At 73.8% G+C, this 26,840-nt stretch carries 27 protein-coding genes and 1 tRNA gene; 11 read left to right on the forward strand and 17 right to left on the reverse strand.

All coding sequences use genetic code 11. The features are described 5' to 3' along the window. The 3 genes from fbaA to JD78_RS15615 all read right to left on the reverse strand — a co-directional run bounded on the left by fbaA (position 1) and on the right by JD78_RS15615 (position 2,461). Positions 1 to 1,032 carry a class II fructose-bisphosphate aldolase gene (gene fbaA / locus JD78_RS15605; RefSeq protein ID WP_153358445.1) on the reverse strand — a complete coding sequence of 344 codons (1,032 nt, stop codon included), beginning with the start codon at positions 1,030 to 1,032 and terminating at the stop codon, positions 1 to 3. A gap of 99 nt (positions 1,033 to 1,131) precedes the next feature. Beyond that, on the reverse strand, positions 1,132 to 1,734 hold the full coding sequence (gene pyrE, locus JD78_RS15610) for an orotate phosphoribosyltransferase (protein ID WP_153358443.1): 603 nt from the start codon (positions 1,732 to 1,734) through the stop codon (positions 1,132 to 1,134). Positions 1,735 to 1,744: 10 nt separating this feature from the next. After that, the gene (locus JD78_RS15615; protein WP_228395010.1) at positions 1,745 to 2,461 is read right to left on the reverse strand and encodes a fasciclin domain-containing protein; all 717 of its coding nucleotides are present in this window, start codon (positions 2,459 to 2,461) and stop codon (positions 1,745 to 1,747) included. A gap of 192 nt (positions 2,462 to 2,653) precedes the next feature. On the opposite strand from JD78_RS15615, the gene JD78_RS15620 reads away from it, so the two are divergent. Continuing rightward, complete coding sequence (locus JD78_RS15620; protein WP_153358439.1) at positions 2,654 to 3,133, forward strand: hypothetical protein; 480 nt, start codon at positions 2,654 to 2,656, stop codon at positions 3,131 to 3,133. Between the two features lie 52 nt (positions 3,134 to 3,185). Here JD78_RS15620 and JD78_RS15625 read toward each other — a convergent pair whose 3' ends face one another. The 3 genes from JD78_RS15625 to clpB all read right to left on the reverse strand — a co-directional run bounded on the left by JD78_RS15625 (position 3,186) and on the right by clpB (position 7,104). Next, on the reverse strand, positions 3,186 to 3,872 hold the full coding sequence (locus tag JD78_RS15625; RefSeq protein ID WP_166521226.1) for a DUF2628 domain-containing protein: 687 nt from the start codon (positions 3,870 to 3,872) through the stop codon (positions 3,186 to 3,188). Between the two features lie 49 nt (positions 3,873 to 3,921). Next, a complete protein-coding gene (locus JD78_RS15630; protein WP_153358435.1) occupies positions 3,922 to 4,380 on the reverse strand; it encodes a hypothetical protein in 459 nt (152 codons plus the stop codon). Positions 4,381 to 4,512: 132 nt separating this feature from the next. Beyond that, entirely contained in the window at positions 4,513 to 7,104 is a 2,592-nt protein-coding gene (clpB, locus tag JD78_RS15635; protein WP_153358433.1) for an ATP-dependent chaperone ClpB, read from the reverse strand. Positions 7,105 to 7,325: 221 nt separating this feature from the next. Between clpB and JD78_RS15640 the strand changes: the two genes are divergently transcribed. Together JD78_RS15640 and JD78_RS15645 are read left to right on the forward strand one after the other, a co-directional pair. Further along, positions 7,326 to 7,787, forward strand: coding sequence for a MarR family winged helix-turn-helix transcriptional regulator (locus JD78_RS15640; protein ID WP_153358431.1), 462 nt, complete (start codon positions 7,326 to 7,328; stop codon positions 7,785 to 7,787). A 138-nt stretch (positions 7,788 to 7,925) separates the two neighbouring features. Next, entirely contained in the window at positions 7,926 to 8,360 is a 435-nt protein-coding gene (locus JD78_RS15645; protein WP_153358429.1) for an OsmC family peroxiredoxin, read from the forward strand. A gap of 123 nt (positions 8,361 to 8,483) precedes the next feature. Here JD78_RS15645 and JD78_RS15650 read toward each other — a convergent pair whose 3' ends face one another. From JD78_RS15650 to JD78_RS15690, 9 genes are all read right to left on the reverse strand, one after another. Next, the gene (locus JD78_RS15650) at positions 8,484 to 10,190 is read right to left on the reverse strand and encodes an MDR family MFS transporter (RefSeq protein WP_153358427.1); all 1,707 of its coding nucleotides are present in this window, start codon (positions 10,188 to 10,190) and stop codon (positions 8,484 to 8,486) included. Then, positions 10,187 to 10,720: a MarR family winged helix-turn-helix transcriptional regulator gene (locus JD78_RS15655; protein ID WP_153358425.1), complete on the reverse strand. Its 534-nt coding sequence runs from the start codon at positions 10,718 to 10,720 to the stop codon at positions 10,187 to 10,189. The genes JD78_RS15650 and JD78_RS15655 overlap by 4 nt, the downstream gene beginning before the upstream one ends. A gap of 213 nt (positions 10,721 to 10,933) precedes the next feature. Continuing rightward, a complete protein-coding gene (locus JD78_RS15660; protein WP_208104115.1) occupies positions 10,934 to 11,407 on the reverse strand; it encodes a MarR family winged helix-turn-helix transcriptional regulator in 474 nt (157 codons plus the stop codon). A gap of 67 nt (positions 11,408 to 11,474) precedes the next feature. Then, positions 11,475 to 11,894: a heat shock protein transcriptional repressor HspR gene (locus JD78_RS15665; RefSeq protein WP_153358421.1), complete on the reverse strand. Its 420-nt coding sequence runs from the start codon at positions 11,892 to 11,894 to the stop codon at positions 11,475 to 11,477. Continuing rightward, entirely contained in the window at positions 11,891 to 13,129 is a 1,239-nt protein-coding gene (gene dnaJ, locus JD78_RS15670) for a molecular chaperone DnaJ (protein WP_153358419.1), read from the reverse strand. Before dnaJ ends, JD78_RS15665 begins: the two co-directional genes overlap by 4 nt. An 82-nt stretch (positions 13,130 to 13,211) precedes the next feature. Beyond that, positions 13,212 to 13,958, reverse strand: a complete 747-nt coding sequence (gene grpE, locus JD78_RS15675) for a nucleotide exchange factor GrpE (RefSeq protein ID WP_153358417.1) — start codon at positions 13,956 to 13,958, stop codon at positions 13,212 to 13,214. Positions 13,959 to 14,022: 64 nt separating this feature from the next. After that, positions 14,023 to 15,909 carry a molecular chaperone DnaK gene (gene dnaK, locus JD78_RS15680; RefSeq protein WP_153358415.1) on the reverse strand — a complete coding sequence of 629 codons (1,887 nt, stop codon included), beginning with the start codon at positions 15,907 to 15,909 and terminating at the stop codon, positions 14,023 to 14,025. 179 nt (positions 15,910 to 16,088) lie between these two features. After that, complete coding sequence (locus tag JD78_RS15685; RefSeq protein ID WP_153358413.1) at positions 16,089 to 17,150, reverse strand: HAAS signaling domain-containing protein; 1,062 nt, start codon at positions 17,148 to 17,150, stop codon at positions 16,089 to 16,091. Continuing rightward, positions 17,147 to 17,476 (reverse strand): PadR family transcriptional regulator, encoded by a 330-nt coding sequence (locus tag JD78_RS15690; RefSeq protein WP_153358411.1) that lies wholly within the window; start codon positions 17,474 to 17,476, stop codon positions 17,147 to 17,149. Before JD78_RS15690 ends, JD78_RS15685 begins: the two co-directional genes overlap by 4 nt. A gap of 204 nt (positions 17,477 to 17,680) precedes the next feature. Between JD78_RS15690 and JD78_RS15695 the strand changes: the two genes are divergently transcribed. The 4 genes from JD78_RS15695 to JD78_RS15710 all read left to right on the forward strand — a co-directional run bounded on the left by JD78_RS15695 (position 17,681) and on the right by JD78_RS15710 (position 22,979). Further along, the gene (locus JD78_RS15695; RefSeq protein WP_153358408.1) at positions 17,681 to 19,972 is read left to right on the forward strand and encodes a (Fe-S)-binding protein; all 2,292 of its coding nucleotides are present in this window, start codon (positions 17,681 to 17,683) and stop codon (positions 19,970 to 19,972) included. Between the two features lie 58 nt (positions 19,973 to 20,030). Next, complete coding sequence (locus JD78_RS15700) at positions 20,031 to 20,591, forward strand: hypothetical protein (RefSeq protein ID WP_153358406.1); 561 nt, start codon at positions 20,031 to 20,033, stop codon at positions 20,589 to 20,591. 63 nt (positions 20,592 to 20,654) lie between these two features. Then, the gene (locus JD78_RS15705; RefSeq protein WP_194290417.1) at positions 20,655 to 21,620 is read left to right on the forward strand and encodes a DUF389 domain-containing protein; all 966 of its coding nucleotides are present in this window, start codon (positions 20,655 to 20,657) and stop codon (positions 21,618 to 21,620) included. Between the two features lie 48 nt (positions 21,621 to 21,668). Beyond that, complete coding sequence (locus JD78_RS15710) at positions 21,669 to 22,979, forward strand: CynX/NimT family MFS transporter (protein WP_153358404.1); 1,311 nt, start codon at positions 21,669 to 21,671, stop codon at positions 22,977 to 22,979. Here JD78_RS15710 and JD78_RS15715 read toward each other — a convergent pair. Both JD78_RS15715 and dcd read right to left on the reverse strand, forming a co-directional pair. Beyond that, on the reverse strand, positions 22,976 to 23,698 hold the full coding sequence (locus tag JD78_RS15715) for a class I SAM-dependent methyltransferase (RefSeq protein WP_228395009.1): 723 nt from the start codon (positions 23,696 to 23,698) through the stop codon (positions 22,976 to 22,978). The genes JD78_RS15710 and JD78_RS15715 overlap by 4 nt on opposite strands. 126 nt (positions 23,699 to 23,824) lie before the next feature. Further along, positions 23,825 to 24,427 carry a dCTP deaminase gene (gene dcd, locus JD78_RS15720; RefSeq protein ID WP_153358400.1) on the reverse strand — a complete coding sequence of 201 codons (603 nt, stop codon included), beginning with the start codon at positions 24,425 to 24,427 and terminating at the stop codon, positions 23,825 to 23,827. Between the two features lie 191 nt (positions 24,428 to 24,618). Between dcd and JD78_RS15725 the strand changes: the two genes are divergently transcribed. From JD78_RS15725 to JD78_RS15740, 4 genes are all read left to right on the forward strand, one after another. Next, the gene (locus JD78_RS15725; RefSeq protein ID WP_208104116.1) at positions 24,619 to 25,146 is read left to right on the forward strand and encodes a PAS domain-containing protein; all 528 of its coding nucleotides are present in this window, start codon (positions 24,619 to 24,621) and stop codon (positions 25,144 to 25,146) included. A 2-nt stretch (positions 25,147 to 25,148) separates the two neighbouring features. Further along, a complete protein-coding gene (locus JD78_RS15730) occupies positions 25,149 to 26,099 on the forward strand; it encodes a methyl-accepting chemotaxis protein (protein ID WP_153358396.1) in 951 nt (316 codons plus the stop codon). A 64-nt stretch (positions 26,100 to 26,163) separates the two neighbouring features. After that, positions 26,164 to 26,234: transfer RNA gene (locus JD78_RS15735), tRNA-Gly, on the forward strand. Between the two features lie 59 nt (positions 26,235 to 26,293). Then, on the forward strand, positions 26,294 to 26,839 hold the full coding sequence (locus tag JD78_RS15740) for a GNAT family N-acetyltransferase (protein WP_208104117.1): 546 nt from the start codon (positions 26,294 to 26,296) through the stop codon (positions 26,837 to 26,839). Position 26,840 lies beyond the last annotated feature (1 nt).

The raw sequence follows: 26,840 nt of genomic DNA on the forward strand, positions 1-26,840 counted from the left end.
TCAGGCCGCCTGCGACTGGCCGGCGGACAGCAGGTCCTCGCAGGCCTGCACGACGCGGTCGGCCATCGCCGCCTCGGCCACCTTCATGTAGGTGCGCGGGTCGTAGGTCTTCTTCACGCCCACCTCGCCGTCCACCTTCAGCACGCCGTCGTAGTTGCTGAACATGTGGCCGGCGATGGCCCGGGTCAGCGCGTACTGGGTGTCGGTGTCGACGTTCATCTTCACCACGCCGTAGGAGATCGCCTCCCGGATGTCGGACAGGTCCGAGCCGGAGCCGCCGTGGAAGACCAGGTTGAACGGCTTGGCGTCGCCGAGCCCGAACTGCTCGGCGACGACGGCCTGCCCGCGCTGCAGCACGTCGGGGCGGAGCTTGACGTTGCCCGGCTTGTAGACGCCGTGCACGTTGCCGAAGGTGGCGGCGAGCAGGTAGACGCCCTTCTCCCCGAGCCCGAGCGCCTCGGCGGTGCGGACGAAGTCGCCGTCGGCGGTGTACAGCTTCTCGTTGATCTCGTGGGCGACGCCGTCCTCCTCGCCGCCGACGACGCCGATCTCGACCTCGAGCACGATCTTGGCCGCGGCGCACTTCTCGATGAGCTCCTGGGCGATCTCCAGGTTCTCGGTCAGCTCCACGGCCGAGCCGTCCCACATGTGCGACTGGAACAGCGGCGCCTGCCCGGCGTCGACCCGGTCCTGGCTGATCGCGATCAGCGGGCGGACGTAGCTGTCCAGCTTGTCCTTCTGGCAGTGGTCGGTGTGCAGCGCCACGTTGATCGGGTACCGCTCGGCCACCACGTGGGCGAACTCGGCCAGCGCGACGGCGCCGGTCACCATGTCCTTCACCCGGGTGCCGGAGCCGAACTCCGCGCCGCCGGTGGAGAACTGGATGATCCCGTCACTGCCGGCGTCGGCGAACCCGCGCAGCGCGGCGTTGATCGTCTCCGAGGAGGTGCAGTTGATCGCCGGGTAGGCGAACCCGCCCTCCTTGGCACGGCTGATCATGTCGGCGTAGACCTCGGGGGTCGCGATGGGCATGCGGTGCTCTCCTGACGTCGGGACCAGCGGCTCCTGCTCGCCGGTCAGTATCCCGCTGGCCGGTCCGGGGGTGGTCCCCAGGTCACCCCCGCGGACGGATCACCCCAGGCCGAGGTCGGCGAGCTCGAAGGCCGCGCGGTACTCCAGCCCGGCTTCCTCGACCGCCGCACGGGCCCCACGGTCGACGACCACGGCCACGCCGACCACCTCCGCGCCGGCCTCGCGCAGCGCCTCGACCGCCTGCAGCACGCTGCCCCCGGTGGTCGAGGTGTCCTCGACGGCGAGCACAGTCCGGCCGGCCACGTCCGGGCCCTCGATCCGCCGCTGCAGGCCGTGCGCCTTGCCCTGCTTGCGCACGACGCAGGCGTCGAGGAAGCCCTCCCCGGCGGCGGCCGCGTGCAGCATCGCGGTGGCGACCGGGTCGGCGCCCAGCGTGAGCCCGCCGACGACGTCGTAGTGCAGGTCGCCGGTGAGCTGGCGCATCACCCGGCCGACCAGCGGGGCCGCCTCGTGGTGCAGCGTCACCCGGCGCAGGTCGACGTACCAGTCGGCCTCGCGGCCGGAGGAGAGGGTGACCTTCCCGCGGACGACGGCGAGCTCGACGACGAGCTCCAGCAACCGGTCGCGGTCGGGGTGGGTGGCCCCGTTCCAGGGGCCCGGCCCGAGGGACGAGGGGTGGGGGGGAACGGGGTCCTTCGACATGCCCCCGACCCTACTGAGCGGGCGCGAGCACCTGGTCGAGGACGTAGACGGTCGCGTTCGCCGTCTGCAGCGGCCCGCAGAGCAGCGTCGCCGGCGCGGCGCCGGCCACGGTGTCCTCCGCGGCCACCTGCACCTCCGCCCCGCTGCCGGTGATCGTGAGCTCGTCGCCGAGCAGGGTGGTGTGCGCACCGGTCAGCTCGTCCAGGCCGAGGCGGCCGGGCACCACGTGGTGGGTGAGCAGCGCGGTGAGCCGCGGGACGTCGGCCTGCAGCTGCGGGAGCGCGTCCGGGCCGAGCGCGGCGAAGGCGGTGTCGGCCGGCGCGAGCACGGTGACCTCCTGCCGGGTGTTGAGCACGTCGACGAGGTTGGCGGTCACCACCGCCTGGGCCAGCGTGCCGAGCGCCGGGGTCTGGCTGATCGCGGTGGCCGCGGGCAGGCCGGCGTTCGCCGCCACGCTGCCCGGCCCCTCGGGCGGCAGCCCGGCGCACCCCGGCCCCACGGGCGTCCCGGCGGGCGCACCGCTGGCCGCACCGGCCGATCCGGAGGCCGGTGCGGAGGAGCTGGTCTCCGCGGGGCTGCTGCTCGCCGCCGTCGCGCTCTCGTCGCCGTCGGCGGTGCAGCCGGTGGCCAGGGCCAGCAGGCCGCCGGCCAGGGCCGCGGCGAGGGCGCCGACCCAGGGGCGTCCGGCGGGTCGTGCGGCGGGTCGGCTCGGCCCGGTGGCCTTCACGGGTTCTCCTCTGCGGTGCTGCGGCTCTGCGGTGCTGCGGCTCTGCGGTGCTGCGGCTCTGCGGTGCTGCGGCTCTACGGCGCGGGCCCGCTCCGGTCGTCGGGGGCGCTGGTGGTCGAGCATCGCATCCCGCCGACCGCCACACCGGGAGGTCAGCGGCTGGTGATCGTCCGGGCGTGCCACGCTGGCGGGGTGAGCGCCGATCCCTCGTCCCGTTCCGCGGGCAGGTCCCCCGACCGCCCGTCGATGCCGGTGTCGGTGAAGGTGGCCGTCGGCGTGCTGGCTGCCCTGGCCCTGCTCCTGCTCTTCAGCGGCGTGGTCAGCCTGGCCCTGCGGGACAGCATCGTCGACGGCTTCCTCGAGGCGCAGCCGGACCTGGAGCGGGCGGAGGTGGACCAGTTCGTGCTGATCGGACTGGTCCGTGACATCGCCGTCGGCCTGCTCTGCGCCGCGGCCGCCCTGTTCCTGCCGCAGCGACGGCGGTGGGCCCGCTGGGCGGGTCTGCTGGGCGCCCTGTTCCTCGGCGCGCTGACCGTGGTCTCGATGGTCACCGCCGGGGGCCTGAGCCCGTTCACGCTGCTGCTCGTCGTCCTGTGCGCCGCGGCGGCCACCAGCCTGCTCGCCCGGACGACGACGGAGTGGCTGCCGCCGGTCGCGCGCCGGCCGGGCTGAGCCGAGCGCACCCGGGCGCCGCCCCGGGGACTCCCCGGGGCGGCGCGCGGTGTCAGCGGAGGGCCCGCCGCCGGCGCTCCGAGCGGTACCACTCGTTGGACTGCTTCTGGGCCAGCAGCACGATCCCGGCGGCCACCAGCACGAGCTGGACCAGGCCCAGGAACGACAGGCCGACACCCGCGCCGAGCAGGCCGAGCAGCACGCTGATCCCGCCCAGCACGAACAGCACGATGCGCGCCCAGTTGTGCCCCTGCCAGGCGAACCAGATGACCAGCAGGAAGGCCGCGATCAGCACCAACGTGATCACGATCGTCGTGTTGACGAGGGCGTCCACCTGCTCCTCGGTGAGCCCCGAGTCGGTGGCGGCCTGGCGCCGGACCTCGTCGAGATCGGAGAAGCCGAGCACGAGGCTGATCAGGTTGATCAGCGTGCTGGCCAGGAAGGCGCCGAGGCCGAACCGGACGGTGCTGGGCCGGGGCTGGGGCTCCTCGGGGGGGCCGGACTCCCAGCCGCCGGGCGCGGCGGGATAACCGCCGTACTGCCCGTACTGCGGCTGGCCCCCCTGTCCGGGGCCACCCCAGCCGCCCTGCTGCCCCTGACCGGGCGGCGGGCCCCAGCCACCCTGCTGCCCCTGGCCGTACGGCGGCTGGCCCTGACCCGGTGAGCCCTGACCCTCCGGGCCCTGTCCGGGCGGCGGGCCCCAACCACCGTGCTGCGGGTCCTGCGGTCCTGACGTCATGACGGCTCCTCGTGCGACCGGTTCGGTACGACTGCGCTCCTGTTGATCATCAGCCATCCGGACGGTCCCGGCACGCTCGGGCGCCGGGCCGCGCGCCGGGCCGCCCGCTCGGCGCCCGGTCCACCGGGTCGGGGGTGACCCAGTCCCGGCTGTCCGGGTGGAGCAGCAGGAGCACGAACACGACGTCCAGGACGTTCCCCGCGACCGCCAGCAGCCCCGCCCCGGGGGCGAGCAGGCCGGCACCCGCGGACAGCACGCCGGTGACCACCAGCACCCACCAGGACCAGCGCCGGTGCCGCTCGAAGGCCCGGACCACCGCGGCCCACAGCCCCGCCAGCAGCGCGACCGCCGCGGACACGACGAGCCCCGGGAGCTGCAGGGTCAGCACCGACACGCACACCGTCCAGACCGCGGCGGCGACGTAGAGCGTCACGTGGAACCAGCCGATCCGGATCACCCATCGCGCCGCCTGCAGGGTGTGCCCCGCCGTGCCCGTGGTGGTGCTCATCGCCGTCCTCCCGCCTGCCGTGGCGCCGGGTGCGCCACGGGGCAGGCCGGACGGTAGAGCGGCGGAGCCGACCCACGCGGTCGCCGTCCACAGGCTGTGGACAGCGACCGCGCCAGGCGTTCCGGCCCGCCGTCAGCCGCGGGTGACCGACAGCCCGGCGTCGCCCTCGGCGACGTCGGCCGGCCAGTCGACGAGCACCGCGTCGCCGTCACGGATCTCCCCGGACAGCAGCGCCCGGGCGAGCTGGTCGCCGATGGCCGACTGCACCAGCCGGCGCAGCGGCCGGGCCCCGTAGACCGGGTCGAAGCCGTTGAGGGCCAGCCACTCCCGCGCGGCGTCGGTCACCTGCAGCGTGAGGCGGCGGGCCGCCAGCCGGCGGGCCAGCACGCCCACCTGGATGTCGACGATCCCGCTGAGCTCCTCCGAGCCCAGCGCCCGGAACATCACCACGTCGTCGAGCCGGTTGAGGAACTCCGGCTTGAAGTGCGCGCGCACGACGTCCATGACGGCCCGGCGCCGCGCGTCCTCGGGGACCGACTGGTCGGCGATGACCTGCGAGCCCAGGTTGGAGGTGAGGATCAGCAGGGTGTTGCGGAAGTCGACGGTGCGCCCCTGCCCGTCGGTGAGCCGGCCGTCGTCGAGCACCTGCAGGAGGACGTCGAAGACGTCGGCGTGCGCCTTCTCCACCTCGTCGAGCAGCACGACGGTGTAGGGCCGGCGCCGGACGGCCTCGGTGAGCTGGCCGCCGGCCTCGTAGCCGACGTAGCCGGGCGGGGCGCCGACCAGGCGGGCCACCGAGTGCTTCTCGGAGTACTCGCTCATGTCGATGCGGACCATCGCCCGCTCGTCGTCGAAGAGGAACTCCGCCAGCGCCTTGGCCAGCTCGGTCTTGCCGACGCCGGTGGGGCCGAGGAACAGGAACGAGCCGGTCGGCCGGTCCGGGTCGGACACGCCGGAGCGCGCCCGGCGGACGGCGTCGGCCACGGCCCGGACGGCGTCGGGCTGGCCGACGACCCGCTGGGCGAGGTCGTCCTCCATCCGCAGCAGCTTCTGGGTCTCCCCCTCCAGCAGCCGGCCCGCGGGGATGCCGGTCCAGGCCTGCACGACCTCGGCGATGTCGTCGGGGCCGACCTCCTCCTTGAGCATCGACTCCCCGGCGGCCACCGACGCCTCGGCGGCCACGAGGTCACGCTCCAGCTGGGGCATCCGGCCGTAGCGCAGCTCGGCGGCGCGGGCCAGGTCGCCGTCCCGCTCGGCCCGCTCGGCCTCGAGCCGGGCCGCCTCCAGCTCCTCCTTGGTGCGCTGGATCCGGTCGATCGCGGTCTTGTCCTGCTGCCAGCGGGCGGTCAGCTCGCCCAGCTCCTGGCGCCGGTCGGCGAGCTCGCTGCGCAGCGCGGCCAGCCTCTCGATCGAGGACGGGTCGTCCTCCTTGGCCAGCGCCATCTCCTCGATCTCCATCCGGCGCACGGCGCGCTCGACCTCGTCGACCTCGACCGGCCGGCTGTCGATCTCCATCCGCAGCCGGCTGGCCGCCTCGTCGACCAGGTCGATGGCCTTGTCGGGGAGGAACCGGGCGGTGACGTAGCGGTCGGAGAGGGTGGCGGCGGCGACGATGGCGGCGTCGGTGATCCGGACCCCGTGGTGCACCTCGTAGCGCTCCTTGAGGCCGCGCAGGATGCCGATGGTGTCCGGCACGCTCGGCTCCCCCACGAAGACCTGCTGGAACCGGCGCTCGAGCGCCGCGTCCTTCTCGATGTGCTCGCGGTACTCGTCCAGCGTGGTGGCGCCGACCATCCGCAGCTCACCGCGGGCCAGCATGGGCTTGATCATGTTGCCGGCGTCCATCGCCGAGTCACCGGTCGCGCCGGCGCCGACGATGGTGTGCAGCTCGTCGATGAAGGTGATCACCTGGCCCTCGGCCTCGGTGATCTCCTGCAGCACGGCCTTGAGCCGCTCCTCGAACTCGCCGCGGTACTTGGCCCCGGCCACCATCGCGCCCAGGTCGAGGGCCATCAGCCGCTTGCCCTTCAGGCTCTCCGGGACGTCGCCGGCGATGATCCGCTGCGCCAGGCCCTCGACGATGGCGGTCTTGCCCACGCCGGGCTCGCCGATCAGCACCGGGTTGTTCTTCGTGCGCCGGGACAGCACCTGCACCACGCGGCGGATCTCGGTGTCCCGCCCGATGACCGGGTCGATCCGCCCGTCACGGGCCCGCTGGGTCAGGTCGACGGCGTACTTCCCCAGCGCCTGGAAGGTGCTCTCCGGGTCGGGGCTGGTGATCTTGCGAGTGCCCCGCACGGTGCGGAAGGCGGCCAGCAAGGCGTCGCGGGTCGCCCCGGTGCTGGTCAGCACGGTGCCGGCCTCGCCCTCGGTGGTGGCCAGCCCCACCAGCAGGTGCTCGGTGGAGACGTACTCGTCCCCCAGCGCACTGGCCTGCTCGCCGGCGGCGTTGATCGCGCGCAGCAGCTCCCGGGACGGCGACGGCGCGGCCACCGTGGCACCGCTGACGCTGGGCATGCGGCGCAGCGCGGCGTCGGCCTTCGCGCGGACGTCGGCGGGGTCGGCCCCGGCCGCCTGCAGCAGCGGGCCGGCGATGCCGTCGGTCTGCTCGAGCAGGGCGACCAGCAGGTGCAGCGGCTCCAGGGCGGCCTGGCCGCGGTCGACCGCCAGTCGCTGCGCACCGGCGACGGCCTCCTGCGCACGGGTGGTGAGCTTGCTCTGCATGGTCGGGGGTCGCGTCCTCTCGTGTCGGAACGTCGTGCGGGGGGTCGTGCTCGCCGGGTCCAACGGCCCAGGAGTTGAGTCTGTTCCGCTCAACCCTCGGCGTCCAGTGGCACACCGCGACCGATCCGGGACCTCCGCCACTGGCGCCCCTCGTGCCCCGTTCGGGCACCGAGATGGGTGACACAACCTTCTCCTGCCCGATCGCGCCCTATTCTGTGGGCATGACGGACACCCCGTCGCCGAGCGTCGCTCTCGACGACCAGCTCTGCTTCGCCCTGTACGCGGCTTCCCGCGCGGTCACCGCGCGGTACCGGCCGATGCTCGACGAGCTGGGGGTCACCTACCCCCAGTACCTCGTCCTGATGCTGCTGTGGGAGGAGGACGGCCAGACCGTGGGGCAACTGGGAGCCCGGCTCGCACTGGACTCTGGCACCCTGTCGCCGCTGCTCAAGCGCCTCACCGCCGCGGGCCTGGTGACCCGCCACCGCCGGGCCGACGACGAGCGCTCGGTGTCGGTGCGGCTGACCGAGCAGGGCCGCGCCCTGGAGGCCCCGGCGTGCGCGATCTCCGCGGAGATGATCGGCGCGCTGGCGCTGGACCAGCAGGAGTTCGACGCGCTGAAGGACCAGCTGCGCACGATCACCCACCGGGTCACCGAGCCGGCGGCCGACGCCCGCGCCTGACCTCGGCCCCACGGCGGCGCCGGGGACGGTGTTCCGGTGGCGGGAATCCCGGCCGATGCGCACGGTTGTGCAGGTCTGGACCAGGTGACAGCTCCCGCCGCACCGCGCGGTGGGCACCCGTCCACGCAAGGAGGCCCCGTGCCCACCCGTACCGCACGCACCGCCTGGAACGGCTCGCTGCAGGAGGGCTCCGGCCAGGTCGAGCTGAGCAGCTCGAAGGTCGGCACCTACGACGTCAGCTTCCCCAAGCGCGCCGCCGACGAGGCCGGGGGCACCACCAGCCCCGAGGAGCTCATCGCCGCAGCGCACTCCTCGTGCTTCGCGATGGCCCTGTCCAGCGAGATCGGCAAGGCCGGCGGCACGACCGAGTCCCTCGAGGTCTCCGCCGACGTCACGCTGGGCCAGGTCGACGGTGCGCCGACGATCACCACCATCAAGCTGACCGTGCGCGGCGAGGTCGGCGGCCTGGACGCCGACGGCTTCCAGCAGGCCGCGCAGGCCGCCAAGGCCGGCTGCCCGGTGAGCAAGGCGCTGTCCTCGGTCGACATCAGCCTGGACGCCTCGCTCGTCTGAACAAGGACCCCCTTGCCCCCCGCCACTCGCAGGCTCGCGGCGGGGCCCTGCACGGGGGCCGCTCCAGGACGTCACCAGGGCCCGCCTCCCCCGACGGGGAGGCGGGCCCGTCGTCGTCGCGGGTCAGCGCCGGGCCGCGCCCACCCCGGCCTCGGCCAGCTGGTCGTCCACGTCGGCGGTGACGCCCCCGGCCCGCGCGGCCGGGCCGTCGGTGGACTCGGTGTGCAGCCGCTCGTCACCGGTCTCGGTGCGCAGCGCCACCTCGCGGATGGCCACGATCGCGGCGATGGTGACCAGCGACAGGGCGGCGGCGATGAAGAAGACCCGTCCGGTGGCGTCGCCGTAGGAGACGGCGATCAGCTCGCGGATCGGCGCCGGGGCGTCGGCGAGGTCGGCCAGGCCGATGTCCCCGGACCCGCCGGACTCCGCCGCCCCGGGCACGCCCGACAGCCCCTGCTGGATCAGGTCGCCGACCCGGGTGGACAGCACCGCACCCAGCACCGAGACGCCGATCGTGCCGCCCAGGCTGCGGAAGAAGGCGACCGCGGAGCTGGCCGCGCCCAGGTCGGTGGCCGCAACGGTGTTCTGCACCGCGAGCACGAGGTTCTGCATGGTCATGCCGATGCCGGTGCCGAGCACCGCCAGGAAGACACCGAGCACCACCATGTTCGTCGAGTGGTCGATCGTCGACAGCAGCGCGAAGCCGACGGCGACCAGCAGCGACCCGGCCACCAGGAACCGCTTCCACCGACCGTGCCGGGTGATGAGGATGCCCGAGACGGTGGAGGAGACCAGCAGGCCGCCGACCATCGGGATGGTGAGCAGACCGGCCGCGGTGGGCGAGTAGCCGCGGGAGATCTGCAGGTACTGGCCGAGGAAGACCGTCGAGCCGAACATCGCGACACCGATGGCGACGCTGGCGATGATCGCCAGGGTGGTGGTGCGGTCGCGGAAGAGCCGCAGCGGGACGATCGGCTCCCTCGCCCGCAGCTCGGTGACGACGAACGCGACGATCGCCAGGACACCGCCGCCGACGAACAGCGCCGTCTCCACCGAGGCCCAGGCGAACGTGCCACCGGCCAGGGTGACCCAGATCAGCAGCGCGGAGACCCCGGCGGCGAGGAACCCGGCACCGAGGTAGTCGATGGACACCTCGCGCTTGACCACCGGCAGGTGGAGCGTGCGCTGCAGCAGGACCACCGCGGCCAGCGCGAACGGGACGCCGACGAAGAAGCACCAGCGCCAGCCCAGCCAGCTGGTGTCGACCAGCAGGCCACCGATGAGCGGGCCACCGACGGTGGCCACCGCCATGACCCCGCCCAGCAGGCCCGAGTACCGGCCGCGCTCCCGCGGGCTGATCATCGCCGCCATCGCGATCTGCACCAGCGCCTGCAGGCCCCCGAGGCCGAGGCCCTGGAGCACCCGCCAGCCGATGAGGGTGGGCACCGTCTGGGCCAGTCCGGCCAGCATCGAGCCGACGATGAAGACCACGATCGCGATCTGGATCAGCAGCTTCTTGCTGAACAGGTCCGCGAGCTTGCCCCAGATCGGGGTGGACGCCGTGGAGGCCAGCAGGGTGGCGGTGACCACCCAGGTGTACTGGCTCTGCGATCCGCGCAGCTCGGTGATGATCGTCGGCAGGGCGTTGGAGACGACGGTCGAGGACAGGAAGGCGACGAACATCGCCAGCAACATCCCCGAGAGCGCGGACAGCACCTGCCGGTGGGTCATCCGCCCCTGCTGCTCGACCGGCGCCTCGTCGACGAGGGTGCGGTCGGCGGCCGCGGGGGCGGGACCGGCCACGGGCCGGGTCGGGGCGGGGGTGCTCATGCGCGGGTCTCCTGAGGGTGGTGCGGTGCGGTGGAGAGGGCCGGGGCCGCCGGGGCGGCGCCGGGGTGGAGCGGAGCGGCCGGGCGACCGGCCCGGTCCAGGCCGTCGGCGAGCTTCTCCAGCGAGTGGGCGAACTGCCGGGCCTCGTCCTCGGTCCAGTCGTCGAGGGCGCTGCGCGCCCACTGGCTGCGGACGTCGCGGGTGTGCGCGAGCGCGGCGGCCCCGACGTCGCTGAGGCTGATCAGGCTGGCCCGGCCGTCCTGCGGGTCGGGACGGCGCTCGACGTACCCGACGCGTTCCAGCGCCGCGACCTGCCGGCTGGCGACCGAGACGTCGACGCCGGCGTACCCGGCCAGCGCGCTGCAGCGCTGCGGCCCGTGCTCCTCGAGCGGGGCGAGCACCGCCCAGCCGGAGGACGGCAGGTCACCGTAGAGGTCGGCGGCCACGCGGTGGCCGAGCTGCCGGGTGGTGCGCAGCAGCCGGGCCAGCTCGGCGGTCAGTCGCTGGGAGGTCTCCAGGGTGATGCGCATCCCCCGCGCACCTCCCTCGCCGTCGACGTTGCGTGCAGACAGCAAGCATCATGCGCCTGTTGGTTGAGACATGCAACGGGTTACGGCTGTGACGGTGCCCTCAGGGGCGCGGTCGGGGGCACTGTGCAGTCAGGGCCCGTTCCGATGCCGGAACGGGCCCTGACTGCACAGTGCTCGACGCGCACGAGCGCGCGGTGCTGCTCGGGAGGCGGCTCAGTCGGCCGTGGCCTCGGCCTCGCGGGCCTCGCCGATGCGGTTGAGCCGGCCGAGCAGCTCGGCCAGCGTGGCGACGTCGGAGGTCGCCCAGTCGGAGAGGTCGGCCTCCCAACGGGCCCGGCGGGCATCGCGCAGCTCGCTGAGCCGGCGGTGGCCCTCGGCGGACGTCGACAGCACCTGGGCGCGCCCGTCGTCGGGGTCGGCGGCCCGGTCGACCAGCCCGAGGTCGACCAGGGAGGCCACCTGCCGGCTGACCGTGCTCTTGTCCAGGCCCAGCTTGGCCACGACGTCACTGGCCCGCAGCGGGCCGGCGTCGTCGAGCAGCACCAGCAGGCCGTACGCCGCGCCGTCCAGGTCGTGGTGGAGCTGGCTGCCCAGCCGGCCCTGGATGGCGCGGGAACGCCGCAGCAACAGGGCGACCTCTCGCTCCAGGTGCACGTACGCCTCGTGGCTGTCCAACTCACTGCTCACGGTCACATCGTGTCCCACGTGCGGGGCGGGCTCAACGTTCCCGTGCAGACGTCACCCAGCCGTGGCCTCAGCCCTGGCCGCCGGGGCGCCAGATCACCAGGGCGGAGCCGGCGGTGCGCGGGACGAGGTCACGCCGGTAGGTCGCGGCGACCGCGGACTCCGCGGCGATCCGCCGTGACTCGGCGACCTGCAGCTCCTCGAGCAGCTCCCCGACCCGGTTCTGCAGCGCCTCGACCTGCGACTCCAGCTCGATGATCCGTTTGATGCCGGCCAGGTTGACGCCGTCCTCCTGGCTCAGCCGCTGCACCTCGCGCAGCAGCGCGACGTCCCGGGGGCTGTAGCGCCGCCCGCCGCCCGCCGTGCGCCCCGGACTGACCAGCCCGAGCCGGTCGTACTGGCGCAGGGTCTGGGCGTGCATGCCGGCCAGCTCGGCGGCGACCGAGATGACGAAGACCGGGGCGTCCTCGGCGAAGGCGGGGCCGGTCACCGGGAGCCTCCGCGGCGCAGGGCGGCGGTGACCTCCGGCCGGGGGTCGTCGGGCAGCTCGGCGGCGAGCTTCTCGACCGCCTCGCGGGCGCCGGGCGTCAGCCGCTGCGGAACGGCCACCTCGACGGTGACCAGCAGGTCACCGGCCGAGCCCTTGCCGGGCACCCCGCGGCCGCGCACCCGGAAGGTCCGGCCGCTGGCGGTGCCGGCGGGCACCTTGAGCGACACCGAGCCGTCGAGCGTCGGCACGGTGAGGGTCGTGCCGAGGGCTGCCTCGGCGAAGGAGACCGGCACGGTGAGCGTGAGGTCCTCGCCGCTGCGGCCGAACAGGTCGTGCCCGCTGACGTGGACGACGACGAAGAGGTCGCCGGCGGGGCCGCCGCGGCGTCCGGGCGCGCCCTTGCCGGCGAGCCGGATGCGCTGCCCGTCCCGGACCCCGGCGGGGATCCGGACGGTGATCGTGCGGGTCTGGTTGGTGACCCCGCTGCCGGCACAGGTCGAGCACGGGTCGTCGACCACCGAGCCGGTGCCCCGGCACTCCCGGCACGGCTCGGAGAAGGCGAACGCCCCCTGACTGCGGCTGGTCACGCCGGCCCCGTTGCACACCGGGCAGGTGTGCGGGCTGGTGCCGGGCTTCGCGCCGCTGCCGGCGCAGGTGGGGCAGGTGCCCGGGCTCTGCATGCGCAGCGGCACGGTCACGCCGAGGACGGCCTCGTCGAAGGCGAGGGTCGCCTCGGTCTCGACGTCCTGGCCGCGGGCCGGGCCGGAAGCTGCCTGCTGGCGGCTCCGGGTGCCGGCACCCCCGGACGCGCCGCCGGTGAACAGGCCGCCGAAGAGGTCACCGATCCCGCCGGCGCGACCACCCGCGTTGGGCGCACCCGCTCCACCGAAGAGGTCACCGAGGTCGAAGGGCTGACCACCCGCGCCGGCGCTCCCGCCCGGGAAGCCGCCGGGGAACCCACCGGCCCCGCCGGCGCCGGGCCGGAAGCCACCGGAGCCGAACAGCCGCCGGGCGTCGTCGTACTCGGCGCGCCGCTTGGGGTCCGAGAGGACGTCGTAGGCCTCGGAGACCTCCTTGAACCGCGTCTCGGCCTGGGCGTTGCCCGGGTTCTTGTCCGGGTGCAGCTCCCGGGCCAGCTGGCGGTAGGCCTTCTTGATCGCCGCCGCGTCGGCGTCCTTGGGGACGCCCAGGGCCGCGTAGTAGTCCTTCTCGATGAAGTCCCGCGTGCTGCTCATCGGGCGCCTCCTCTCTGCTGGGCTGCGGTCGGGCCGGTCCGGCGCCCGGGTCGTGGGCGCCGGACCGGCGGTGGTGGTGGGCTCAGCGGTCGGCCGGGTCGGCGTCCGGCTGCCCGGCGACGTCGGACTGGCCGGCCGCGGCCGGCTGCTCGGCCACCGGGGACGCCGCCACCGGGGCCGGTGACTCCGGCTCGGTCACCCCGACCATCGCCGTGCGCAGCACCCGGTCGCCGCGGCGGAAGCCCGGACGCAGCACCGTGGTGGCGGTCGGCTCGGTCACCTCCGGCGAGGTGTCGTGCAGCACCGCCTCGTGCAGGGCCGGGTCGAACGGGTCACCGGGCTTGCCGAAGGACTCCACACCCAGCCCGTCGAGCAGACCGAGCACCCGGTCGGCGACGACCTTGAAGGCGCCGGTCAGGTCGCCGTGGTCGCGGGCCCGCTCGATGTCGTCGACGATCGGGAACAGCTGTCCGGCGAACCGCTCGGCCGCCTGGTCGACCACCAGCACCCGGTCCCGGTCCACCCGGCGCCGGTAGTTGGCGTACTCCGCGGTCACCCGCTGCAGGTCCTCGGTCCGCTCGGCCAGCTGGCGGGCGGTCTCCCCGCCCTGGTCCCCGACCTGCTCCCCGCCCAGGTCACCGGCCGGGACGTCGGTGTGCTCGGCGACCGGGGCCGCCCCCTCGTTCTGCTCGCTCATCTGCTCTCCCTGGGCGGCCGCGGGGCCGGCCGGCTGGTCGCCGGCCGGCTCGCGGACCGCGCCGCTGGTCGGGTCGATGCGCCGCCGGTCGCGGATGACGACCCGCGGCGCCTGCTCGTCCTGCTGGCTCATGGCTCACCCCCCTGCCCGCCGGCCCGGTCCCCCGGGCCGGCGGACCGGCACGCAGCCGGTGTGGTCACCGCTTGTCGGCGTCGTCGTCCACGATCTCGGCGTCGACGACGTCGTCGTCCGCGGACGAGGCGGTGGCCCCGGTGGCACCCGGCTCGCCGGTGGCGCCGGCGAAACCGGCGTCGCCGCCCCCGGCCGCTGCGCCGTCGGCCTGCGCCTGGGCGTAGAGCGCGCCACCGACCTCCTGGGAGACCCGGGCGACCTTCTCCTGGGCGGTCTTGATCGCCGCGACGTCGGAGCCGCCGAGGGCGGAGCGGAGCTCGGTCAGCGCCTCACCCAGCTCCTCCTTCTTGTCGGCCGGGATCTTGTCGCCGTTCTCGGCCAGGAACTTCTCGGTCTGGTACTGCAGGGACTCGGCGAGGTTGCGGGTCTCGGCCTCGTCGCGGCGGCGCTTGTCCTCCTCCGCGTGCGACTCGGCGTCGCGCATCATCCGCTCGATGTCGTCCTTGGGCAGGGCCGACCCGCCGGTGATCGTCATCGACTGCTCCTTGCCCGTGCCCAGGTCCTTGGCGGACACGTGCACGATGCCGTTCGCGTCGATGTCGAAGGCCACCTCGATCTGCGGGACGCCGCGCGGCGCCGGCGGCAGACCGGTCAGCTCGAACATGCCGAGCTTCTTGTTGTAGGCGGCCATCTCGCGCTCGCCCTGGAAGACCTGGATCTGCACGGACGGCTGGTTGTCGTCGGCCGTCGTGAAGATCTCGCTGCGCTTGGTCGGGATCGTGGTGTTGCGCTCGATGAGCTTGGTCATGATCCCGCCCTTGGTCTCGATGCCCAGGGACAGCGGGGTGACGTCGAGCAGCAGGACGTCCTTGACCTCACCGCGGAGCACCCCGGCCTGCAGGGCGGCGCCGACGGCGACGACCTCGTCGGGGTTGACGCCCTTGTTGGGCTCCTTGCCGCCGGTCAGCTCACGGACGAGCTCGCTGACGGCCGGCATGCGGGTCGAGCCACCGACGAGGACCACGTGGTCGATGTCGGAGACGGAGACGCCGGCGTCGCGGATCGCCTGGTTGAACGGCGCCTTGGTGCGGTCCAGCAGGTCCTGGGTCAGCCGCTGGAACTCCGCCCGGGTGATCGTCACGTCCAGGTGCAGCGGGCCCTCGGCGCCGGCGGTGATGTAGGGCAGGTTGACGTTCGTCGACTGCGCACCGGACAGCTCGATCTTGGCCTTCTCGGCGGCCTCGCGGAGCCGCTGCATGGCCAGCTTGTCCTTCGCCAGGTCGATGCCGGACTGGGCGTTGAACGTCTGCACCAGGTGCTTGACGACCCGCTCGTCCCAGTCGTCGCCACCGAGCTTGTTGTCGCCGGCGGTGGACTTGACCTCGATGACGCCGTCACCGATCTCCAGCAGCGAGACGTCGAAGGTGCCACCACCGAGGTCGAAGACCAGGATGGTCTGCTCGGTCTCGCCCTTGTCCAGGCCGTAGGCCAGCGCGGCCGCGGTCGGCTCGTTGACGATGCGCAGCACGTTCAGGCCGGCGATCTCCCCGGCCTCCTTGGTGGCCTGGCGCTGGGCGTCCTCGAAGTACGCCGGGACGGTGATGACCGCCTCGGTGACCGGCTCGCCCAGGTAGGTCTCGGCGTCGCGCTTGAGCTTCTGCAGCACCCGCGCGCTGATCTCCTGCGGGGTGTACTGCTTGCCGTCGATGTCGCCGGTCTTCCAGGTGGTGCCGATCTCGCGCTTGACGCTGCGGATCGTGCGGTCGACGTTGGTGACCGCCTGGTTCTTGGCCGACTGCCCGACCAGCACCTCGCCGTTCTTGGCGAAGGCGACGACCGAGGGGGTGGTGCGGGAGCCCTCGGAGTTCGCGATGACGGTGGGCTCGCCGCCCTCGAGGACCGAGACGACGGAGTTGGTGGTGCCCAGGTCGATACCGACCGCTCGTGCCATGGGGGCTTCTCCTCTGTGCGGGTGGGTGGTTCAGGTCCGGAGGGAGCCGAGGGCCGACGGCGCCGGGTCCCGGTCGTGCCGGGGACGCCTTGCGCCTGGTCCGCTCAACTTTCCTGCCCACCGTAACGGCAGGACCGACCCCTGTGTTCCCGGGGGCCGGACTGCCGCCCGCAGCCGGGTCAGTCGCCGGAGGGGGAGGCCTCCGAGACCGACCCGGACGTCGACCCGGACACCGACCCGGACACCGACCCGGACGGCGGGAACTCCGGCAGCGACACCTCCGGCCGCTGCACGGTCGCATCACAGGACCCGAGCGGCACGGGCTGCCCGAACTCGTCCGTACCCGAGCCGTCCAGCACGTACCGCTGGGGGAACGCGTGCGCCACCGGCACCCCGTCGGCGGCCAGCGGCTGGCGCAGCTCCCGGCTGCACCCGTCGGCCCACCACTCCTGGAAGCCGACCGCCAGCGGGCGGCCGTCCTGGTCGTAGAGCAGCACGTCCGTCAGCGGGGTGCCGTCCGCGGCGTAGGGCAGCACGTCGGTGACCGGGCCGTACCGGGACACCAATGGGTACTGGCCGATCGCCTGCTCGGGCACCACATCGGGGTAGCCGTACTCGGCGGCGTACCCGTAGTCGGCGGAGTCCGACGGCGAGCCGTCCACCGCCGCGACGAAACCGAGGAAGCCGAGGAACGCGCCGCCGACGACGACCGGCACCCGCCAGCGGGAGGGCAGCTCCCGGCGGCCGAGCCAGACCGACCCGGCGACGGCGGCGGGGACGAGCAGGACGCCGAGCGCCTCGCTGCCCAGCGGGGCCGGCACGGGGAAGTCCCAGTCGCCGGAGAGTGCGGTCGGCACCGCGATCAGCAGGTAGCCGCGCAGCACCCACCAGGCCGGGCGCAGCTCCAGCAGCAGCCGGTGCACCTCGTGGCCCAGCGGGTGCGCCTGGGCGCGGCCCACCCAGCGGCGCAGCTCGGCCGACCGGTCCCGCGACGGGCGGGCACCCTCGCGCGGCGGCAGCCCGGCGGCGGACCGCAGCTCGGCCGCGTAGGCGACCGGCGAGCCCAGCCGGACGTCGATCGGCCGGTCGTCGTCCTCCTCGGCCAGTGACGCCAGGTGGGTCTCCAGGTCCTCGAGCAGGTCGCCGCGCTCCTCGGCGGGCAGGTCGCTGAGCTCGCACTCCACCGCCACCAGGTAGTTCTGCACCTGGCGGGCGAGGTCTGGGGCCGCCGGCGCGGTCACGCGGCCACCGTCCGGCCCAGCACGCCGTCGACGGTGTCGACGAACGTCCGCCACGTCTTGGTCGAGTCCTCGAGCACCGAGCGCCCCCTGTCGTTGATCGCGTAGTACTTCCGGTGCGGCCCCTCGTCGCTGGGGACGACGTAGGAGGTCAGCGCGCCGGCCTGGTACAGCCTGCGCAGCGTGCCGTAGACCGAGGCGTCGCCGACGTCCTCCAGGCCCGCGTTGCGCAGCCGGCGCACCACGTCGTAGCCGTAGCCGTCGGCGTCCCGGACCACCGCGAGCACCGCGACGTCGAGCACGCCCTTGAGCAGCTGACTGGCGTCCACGCGCCACCTCCCCCACCGCCCCGCTGGCGGTTCGGCGCTAGTGCACCATGCGGAGTAGTGCGCGGAGAAGAGCAACACGCGCACGGATCGTCGCGACCCGGCCCCCTGGGGTCACCTGTTACCGGCCGGTAGCGTGGCCCTGGCCCGGTCAACGTCGGTCCCGGGTGGGCGGCGACGCCCGCAGGTGCGCACGAGAGGGAGCCCATGGGCCCGCTGCAGATCGTCCTCGGCACGCTCGCCGTGCTCCTGCTCGTCGTCTCGGTGGTCTACGCCACCAAGGCGGTCCGCGCCATGCTGCGGATCTTCCGCACCGGTCAGCCCGACCCGACCCGCTCCGGCCCGGTCGGCCCGCGGCTGAAGACCCTCGCCGTGGAGTCCCTCGGCCACACCCGGATGCTCAAGTGGTCGGCCATCGGCGCGGCCCACTGGTTCGTGTTCGTCGGGTTCTACGGCCTGTTCCTCACCCTCGTCGAGGCGTTCGGGGAGGTGTGGAACCCGGCATGGCACCTGCCGCTCATCGGCGAGTGGAGCCTGTGGAACCTCTTCGCCGACCTGATCGGCACCGCGACGATCCTCGGGATCCTGTACCTGATCGTGCGCCGCCAGCTCGACCACCCGCGCCGCAAGGGCCGGGACAGCCGGTTCGCCGGGTCCAACGAGGGCCGCGGCTACTTCGTCGAGGCCGTCGTCCTGACCATCGGCATCTGCATCCTGCTGATCCGCGCGATCAAGGTCGCCGCCGACCTCACCGACGCACCGGCCTGGTCGCACCCGGTCTCCGGGCTGCTGGCGAACGTCGTCCCGGCCAGCCCCGACCTGCTGTCGGTCGTCGCGTTCGTCAAGATCGTGGTGAGTCTGGGCTGGCTGATCACCATCTCCCGGGTGCTCAACATGGGCGTCGCCTGGCACCGGTTCAGCGCGTTCTTCAACATCTACTTCAAGCGTGAGGACGACGGCGGCCAGGCGCTCGGCCCGCTGCCGGCGATGACGTCCGGTGGCAAGCCCATCGACTTCGAGGACCCCGGCGAGGACGACGTCTTCGGCCGCGGCAAGATCGAGGACTTCACCTGGAAGGGGATGCTGGACTTCACCACCTGCACCGAGTGCGGGCGGTGCCAGAGCCAGTGCCCGGCCTGGAACACCGGCAAGCCCCTGTCGCCGAAGATGGTGATCATGGACCTGCGGGACCACCTGTACGCCAAGGCCCCGTACCTGACCGGCGTGACCAAGGCCTCCGACGAGGCGCCTGACTTCGCCGACTTCACCACCCTGGAGCCCAGCGACGAGCAGGTCTGGGCCTCCGGCTACGCCCGGATCGAGGGCACCAACGACGCCCAGGCGCACCGCCCGCTGGTCGGCACGCTGGAGGAGGGCGGGGTCATCGACCCCGACGTGCTGTGGAGCTGCACCAACTGCGGCGCCTGCGTCGAGCAGTGCCCGGTCGACATCGAGCACGTCGACCACATCATGGACATGCGCCGCTACCAGACGCTGATCGAGTCCAGCTTCCCCTCCGAGGCCGGCGTGATGATGCGCAACCTGGAGAACCGCGGGAACCCGTGGGGCGTGGGCGGCAACGTCCGCGAGGAGTGGATGAAGGACCTCGACTTCGAGGTCCGGCAGGTCGAGGGGGCGATCGACGACGACGTCGAGTACCTGTTCTGGGTCGGCTGCGCCGGGGCCATCGACGACCGCGCCAAGAAGGTCACCAAGGCCGTCGCCGAGCTGCTGCACATCGCCGGCGTGGAGTTCGCCGTCCTGGGCAACGGGGAGACCTGCTCGGGCGACCCGGCCCGCCGGATGGGCAACGAGTTCCTGTTCCAGCAGCTGGCCCAGGAGAACGTCGAGACGCTCAACGCCGTCTTCGAGGAGCGCCCGGCCGGCCGGCGGAAGATCGTCGCCACCTGCCCGCACTGCTTCAACTCCATCGGCCGGGAGTACCCGCAGCTGGGCGGTGACTACGACGTCGTCCACCACACCCAGCTGTTGGGCCAGCTGGTCGAGGAGGGGCGGCTGACCCCGGTCACCCCGGTCGACCGCAAGGTCACCTACCACGACCCGTGCTTCCTGGGCCGGCACAACAAGGTCTACACGCCCCCGCGGGAGATCCTCGACTCCGTGCAGGGCCTGTCCACCCAGGAGATGCACCGCTGCAAGGACCGCGGCTTCTGCTGCGGCGCGGGCGGCGCGCGGATGTGGATGGAGGAGAAGATCGGCAAGCGGATCAACGTGGAGCGCACCGAGGAGGCGCTCGACCTCGACCCGGACGTCATCTCCACCGCCTGCCCGTTCTGCATCACCATGCTCAGCGACGCGGTGACCAGCAAGCAGCAGGCCGGCGAGGCCAAGGACCACGTCGAGGTCCTGGACGTCAGCCAGATCCTGCTGCGGTCGATGGCCCCGGCGGGTGCGCCGGGCACGGCGTCCGGACCCGGCGTGGGCACCGAGCCCGACGACCCGGCCGGCACCGGCTCGGCCGCCACCGAGCACTCCTGAGCCGCCGCCCAGCGGTGACCAGCGGACCTGACCACCGGCCGCCGGGGACACTGGCGGCGTGAGCTTCATCTTCGGGGGCGTCCGCGGACGCGAGGACCCCGAGCTGGCGGCGGGCAACCGGCGCACCCGGCTGCACTTCGCCCGGGACGTCAACGACGAGCGGGCGCTCGCCGACGACCGGCCCCCGGCGCAGCGCAACCGCGGCTGGGCCTGGCTGGCCGTCGCGACGGTCGTGCTCGCGGTGCTCGCGCTGGTCGGCACCCGCGGGGCCGGGGACGTCCCGCTCGCCGCGGACTGCGACACCCCGGCGATCGCGGTGGCCAGCAGCGTCGTCGCCCCGGGAGCGGTGCTCCGCTACCGGCTCACCGGCGCCGACGGCGTCGACTACGTGGCCACGCTGGACGGCGCCCCGGTGCAGGGCGACGCCGGCAGCACGGTCAGCTACATCCCGACCGCCGCCGGGCCCGCGCTGCAGCTGCGCCAGTGCCTCAGCCCGACGCTGGCGATCGCCGCCCCCGCCGGGGACGGGCCGCACGAGCTGGCGATGCTGCGGGTGGCGGCCGACGGCAGCACCGAGCAGGTCGCGGCGGTGATCGTCACCGTCGACGGCGTCCGGTAGTGGGAGGACCACCCTGCCCCCCGCCACTCGCAGGCTAGCGGCGGGACCCTGCAGAGTGGCCTGATGCTGCTGCACCTGCGGATCTCCGTGCCGGTCGACCGGACGGCGGCCGTCCTCGACCTGATCGACGACTGCCCGGGGGTGGCCCACCTGGCGGTGCTCCCCGGTGGGTCGCTGCGCCCGGCCGGTGACCTGTTCCTGGTCGACGTCGCCCGCGAGTCCGCCGACGCCCTCCTCACCGGGCTCCGCCGGCTGCACGTCGACACCGACGGCGGCATCGCGATGGAGGCGGTCGACGCCGCGGTGTCCCGCCGGGCCGAGGAGGCCGAGCGGCTGGCCCCGGGCGACGGCGCGGACGCCGTGGTCTGGGAGCAGGTGGTGCGCAACACCGACACCGACGCCGCCCTGTCGGTGTCCTACCTGGCCTTCCTCACCATCGCCACGCTGCTGGCCGCGGTGGCGATCGTGAACGACTCGGCGGTGCTGCTGATCGGCGCGATGGTGCTGGGCCCGGAGTTCGGCCCGCTGGCCGCCGTCGCGGTCGCCGTCGTGCACCGCCGCCGGCTGCTCGCCCGCCGGGCGGTGACGGCGCTCGCCGTGGGGTTCGCCGTGGCCATCGCGGTCACCACGGTCGCGGTGCTGGCCGCGCGTGGGCTGGACTGGTTCGGGCCCGAACTGCTCGCCGAGGCCCGCCCGGCCACCGGGTTCATCACCCAGCCCGACCGCTGGTCGGTGGTGGTCGCGGTGCTCGCGGGGGTGGCCGGGGTGCTGTCGCTGACCTCCGCCCGCTCGGGCGCGCTCGTCGGGGTGTTCATCTCGGTGACCACCGTGCCGGCCGCCGCGGACATGGCGGTGGCGGTGGCGCTGGGTGGCGGCACCGAGTTCCGCGAGGCGGCGACCCAGCTGGGCATCAACCTGGTCGGCATCCTGGTCGCCGCGCTGCTCACCCTGCTGGTGCAGCGCGCACTGTGGCACCGCGTCCCGGCCGCCGTCCCCCGGCTGCAGCGGGTGGGGCGCACCCGCGCCTGACCGCCCCGGTCCGCCCGGGCGGGGAGGGCAGGAGGAAGATGTGGGCACGTGACCCGCTCCGCCCCCGACGCGCCGGCCGCCCCCGCCGGCCCGGCCTCCTACGGCGCCGTCCTGGTCGGCACCGCGATCGTGCTCACCGGCTTCAACCTGCGCACCGCGATCAACAGCGTCGGGCCCGTGCTCGCCGAGATCGAGCGTGGCCTGGGGATCTCCTCGGGGCTGGCCGGCCTGATCACCAGCCTCCCGCTGCTGTGCTTCGCCGTGATCGGCTTCGCCGGCCCGCCGCTGGCCGCCCGGTTCCGGGACGGGCACGTGCTGGCCGCCGCCCTGCTCATCATGGTCGTCGGTCTGCTGGTCCGGGTGTCGACCGACAGCGTGTGGGTCTTCCTGCCCGGCACGGTGGCCACGATGGTCGGCGGCGCGCTGGGCAACGTCCTGCTCCCGGGCCTGGTCAAGCGCTGGTTCCCCGGCCGCACCGGGCTGCTGGTCGGCGCCTACAGCACGGCGATGGCGATCGGCGGCGCCGTGGCCAGCTTCTCCGCCGCGCCGATCGCCGCGGCCGCCGGAGCCGACGGCTGGCGCTGGGCGCTGGGCATCTGGGCGGTGTTCGCCCTGGTGGCCGCCCTCCCCTGGCTGCTCGTGCCGGTGCGGCCCGGCGCCTCGCGGAGCACGCACACCGCGGTCCCGCTGCGGGCGCTCACCCGCAGCCCGTTGGCCTGGACGATGGCCGCCTTCTTCGGCCTGCAGGCGATGCAGGCCTACGTGATCATCGGCTGGACCGCCCAGTACCTGCGCGACCAGGGCATGTCCGCCGCGGTCGCTGGTTCGCTGGTCGGGCTGAACACGCTCGTCGTCATCCCGCTCAACGCCCTCATCCCGCTGGGGGCGGTGCGCCAGCGGCTGCAGCGGCCGCTGCTGCTCGGCTTCCTGGCCTGCTACCTGACCGGCTGGACCGGGCTGCTGCTCGCCCCGCTGACCGTGCCGTGGTTGTGGGTCTCCCTGCTCGGCGTGGGCATGGGCAGCTTCGCCCTGGTGCTGGCGTTGTTCGGCCTGCGCGGCCGCACCCCGGAGTCGGTCTCGGCGCTGTCGACGATGGCACAGGGCTGGGGGTATGCGCTGGCCGGCGTCGGGCCGCTGCTCGTCGGGCTGTTCCGCGGGCTCACCGGCGGCTACACCGGCATGTTCGTGCTGGTCTACACCGGCGTCGCCCTGCTGGGGGTCACGGGGTGGGCGATCTGCCGGGAGCGCTACGTGGACGACGAGCTGCCCGGCCCGCCGCCGCGGGACACCGGCCTCGCGGCGGAGGTGGAGGTCGCCGGGGCGGAGCCGCCGATCGCCGTCCCCCGGGCCCCTCGCTAGACCGGCAGCTGCAGGGCCCGCAGCAGCTCCACCGCCCGGTCCCGGCGGAGCTCGGGCGAGCGGGTGAGCAGGGCGACCGCGACGACGTACTCGTCCTCACCCGCCCAGCCGCGTCCCTCCGCGGTGAGCCGCGAGATGTGTTCACGCACCTTCGGCTCGCGGCTGTACACGCCGAACTCCAGGCCCATGGCGAGGAAGTTCGCCACCCGGAAGCCCTGCTCCGCGGCCACGGCCAGGGTGCCGGCCGGGTCGGAGTAGCTGGGCAGGGCCACCAGCAGGTGGTCGAAACCGGCCTTGAGCAGCCGCAGGGCGAGGTCGTTGCCGTACCACCCGCCCCACAGCTCGGGCATGAGCAGCTCGCCGTCGGGCGCCGGGAGGTAGGGCGGGTTGGCGATCACCGTGCTGACCCGCTCGCCCCCGGCGGAGTCGGCCCAGGCGAAGAAGTCGCCGTGCTCGACGGTGTAGCGGTCGGCCACGCCGACCCCCTCGATCGTCTCCCGGGCGCGGGCCACCGACGACCCGCTGATGTCCGTGCCGTGCACCCGCAGGGCCGGCACGGCGCGGACGACGTGGGCGATGGCGCGCGCGTCGCCGCTGCCGAGCTCGGCCACGCCCTCCCGCTCCCAGGGCACCAGGGAGGCGTACTGGGTCAGCAGCAGCTGCACCCCGAAGGCGTAGTGCGCCGACTCCTCGGCGCAGTCGAAGAAGCCGTCCGTCACGCGGTCGTCAGAGGCCGGCGGCAGCAGAACGGCAGTGTCCCGGGGGTCCATGGCGGCCTCCCTACCCCGCAGGGCGGGCCGTCACCCCATCGCGGACGACTGTTCACCCACCGGTCGCGAACGAGGTCAGGCCAGCGGGGCGGCGTCGGGCCGCCGGGTCTCGGTCCGGCTGAAGTTGCGGAACGAGCGGGACGGCGTGGGGCCGCGCTGGTCCTGGTAGCGGGAGCCGTAGACCGACGAGCCGTAGGGGTGCTCGGCCGGTGAGGTCAGCTGGAACAGGCAGAGCTGGCCGATCTTCATCCCCGGCCAGAGCGTGATCGGCAGGTTGGCCACGTTCGACAGCTCGAGGGTGATGTGCCCGGAGAACCCCGGGTCGACGAAGCCGGCGGTGGAGTGGGTGAGCAGGCCCAGCCGGCCCAGCGAGGACTTGCCCTCCAGCCGGGCGGCGAGGTCGTCGGGGATGCTCACCACCTCGAGGGTGCTGCCGAGCACGAACTCCCCGGGGTGCAGCACGAACGGGTCCTCGCCGGTCGGCTCGACCAGCGTGGTCAGGTCGTCCTGCTGCTGGGCCGGGTCGATGTGGGTGTACCGGGCGTTGTTGAACACCCGGAAGTACCGGTCCAGCCGGACGTCGATGCTGGAGGGCTGCACCATCGCGTCGTCGTAGGGCTCGATGGCCAGCCGGCGGTCGGCCAGCGCGGCCCGGATGTCGCGGTCGGACAGCAGCATGCCGCGGAGTCTAGGGACCGCGTGCCGGCTCGGGACCTTGGTCCCGAGCCGACGCCTTCGGTTCAACACCGATTGCGCACTGCCGATGTACGCCTGACACGACGGAGTGCCGGAACGGCACTTGGATGGAAGCAGGCGGCGTGGTCATGACACGTCCGGCGCCCAGCGCGCCGAGGACCGCACGGACGGCGGTGCGCCCGACGGGGGTCGAACGCACCTTCGCCGAGGACGAGCTGATCGTCTCCAAGACGGACGCCCGAGGGGTGATCACCTACGCCAACGACGTCTTCCTGCGGGTCGGCGCGTACTCCCTGGACGAGGTGATCGGCCAGCCGCACAACCTGATCCGCCACCCCGACATGCCCAAGGCCGTGTTCAAGCTGCTCTGGGACACCCTGGCCAGCGGCAACGAGCTGTTCGCGTACATCAACAACCTGGCCGCGGACGGGGCCAACTACTGGGTGCTCGCGCACGTGACGCCCTCCCGCGACGCCGCCGGCCGGGTCGTCGGCTACCACTCCAACCGCCGCCGCCCGGCGCCCGGCGGCATCGCCGCCGTCCGCCCGCTCTACGAGCAGCTGCTCGCCGAGGAGCGGCGGCACCCGAACGGCCGGGCCGCGGTCGAGGCCTCCTCGGCGCTGCTGGGCCGGCTGGTCGCCGAGCAGGCCGCGAGCTACGAGGACTTCATCTGGTCGGTCATCTGCGAGAAGGGCCGCTGACCATGGGACGACGGGGCAACCGCGACGAGGCCGGGGAGCTGGCCGTGTACCGCGCGTTCGTGCAGTCGCTGACCGAGGTGTGCGACGCCGCCGCCCGGGGCGACCTGGAGTCCCGCGCGCGGCCGGTGCCCGGGTCCGACGACGTCCCGGAGCTGGTGGCGCTGCAGCACGCGGTCAACCGGGCGCTGGACGTCTCCGACGCGTTCGTGCGGGAGTCGAGCGCCGCGCTGACCTCGGCCGCCGACGGTCGCTTCCACCGCCAGGTGCTGCTCACCGGGCTCTCCGGCGCGTACCGGAACGGCGCCGCGGACATCAACTCCGCGCGGGAGGCCATGGCCGCGACCCAGGGCCGGGTGCACGAGGCCCGCGACTCCCGGCTGAAGCTGGCCGACGACTTCGAGTCCGTCGTCCTGGCGATGAGCGAGGGTGTGGCCACCGCCGCCACCGAGCTGAGCGCCAGCGCCGCCGGGCTGACCGGCGCCGCGGGCGCGGCCAGCGCGGAGGTCGGGCGGGCCCGGGAGACGATCGTCTCGCTCAACCGGTCCTCGACCGAGATCCAGCAGGTGATCGCGCTGATCGAGACGGTGGCCGACCAGACGCGGCTGCTCGCCCTCAACGCCACCATCGAGGCGGCGCGGGCCGGCGAGCTCGGCAAGGGCTTCGCCGTCGTCGCCTCGGAGGTCAAGGACCTCGCCGACCAGACCGCCCGGGCCACCGAGCGGGTGACCACCCAGGTCGCGTCGGTGCGGGTGGCCTGCGACGACGTCGCGACCGTCATGACCAACGTCGGCAACACCGTGGACGAGATGACCGGCCTGGTCGACGGGATCTCCGCGGCGGTGGACGGGTCGTCGTCGCTCGGGCCGGCCGGCACGGACACCACCGGGCTGTCGCGGATGGCGGAGACGCTGCGGTCGGAGATGACCGGATTCCTGGGCGTCATGCGGGGCTGACCGGGGGGCTGACGCGGCACCACGAGCGCTTGCTACGCTCGTGGTGCAGGGCGTGAGCCCCGCTGCGGGTGTAGTTCAATGGTAGAACATCAGCTTCCCAAGCTGACAGTGCGAGTTCGATTCTCGTCACCCGCTCTCCTCTCCCCCCGGGCGCCCGGGCTGCGCCTCCTGGCCCGGTCCGCTTGGCTGGGTCGGTGACTTCCCCCGACGTCCGGCTGCGCACCGCCCCGACGGCGGACCTCTCCGGCACCGAGCTGCGCGACCTGCGCCGCTTCCTCGACACCGCCTTCGCGCACTTCGACGAGGAGCACTGGGGCCACGCGCGGGGCGGGCTGCACGTGCTGGCCACCGTCGGCGGGGAGCTCGCCGGCCACGCCGCCGTCGTCGGCCGCCAGCTGATCGCCGGGGCGACGACGCTGCGCACCGGCTACGTCGAGGCGGTCGCCACCGCGGCGGCGTTCCGCCGCCGGGGCGTGGGGACGGCGGTGATGGCCGAGGTCGAGCGGCTGATCGCCGGCGGCTCCGAGATCGGCGCCCTGGGTGCCAGCCCGGCCGGCGCGGCGCTGTACACCGCCCGCGGCTGGCTGGACTGGGCCGGGCCGACCGCCGCGCTCACCCCCGACGGGGTGCGGAACACCACCGGCGAGCGCGTCTTCGTGCTGCCCACGCCCTCGACCCCGGCCGGCCTGGACCCGGGCGCCCGGCTGGTCTGCGACTGGCGTCGCGGTGATCTCTGGTGAG

The organism is Modestobacter roseus, from assembly GCF_007994135.1.
Lineage (GTDB): Bacteria > Actinomycetota > Actinomycetes > Mycobacteriales > Geodermatophilaceae > Modestobacter > Modestobacter roseus.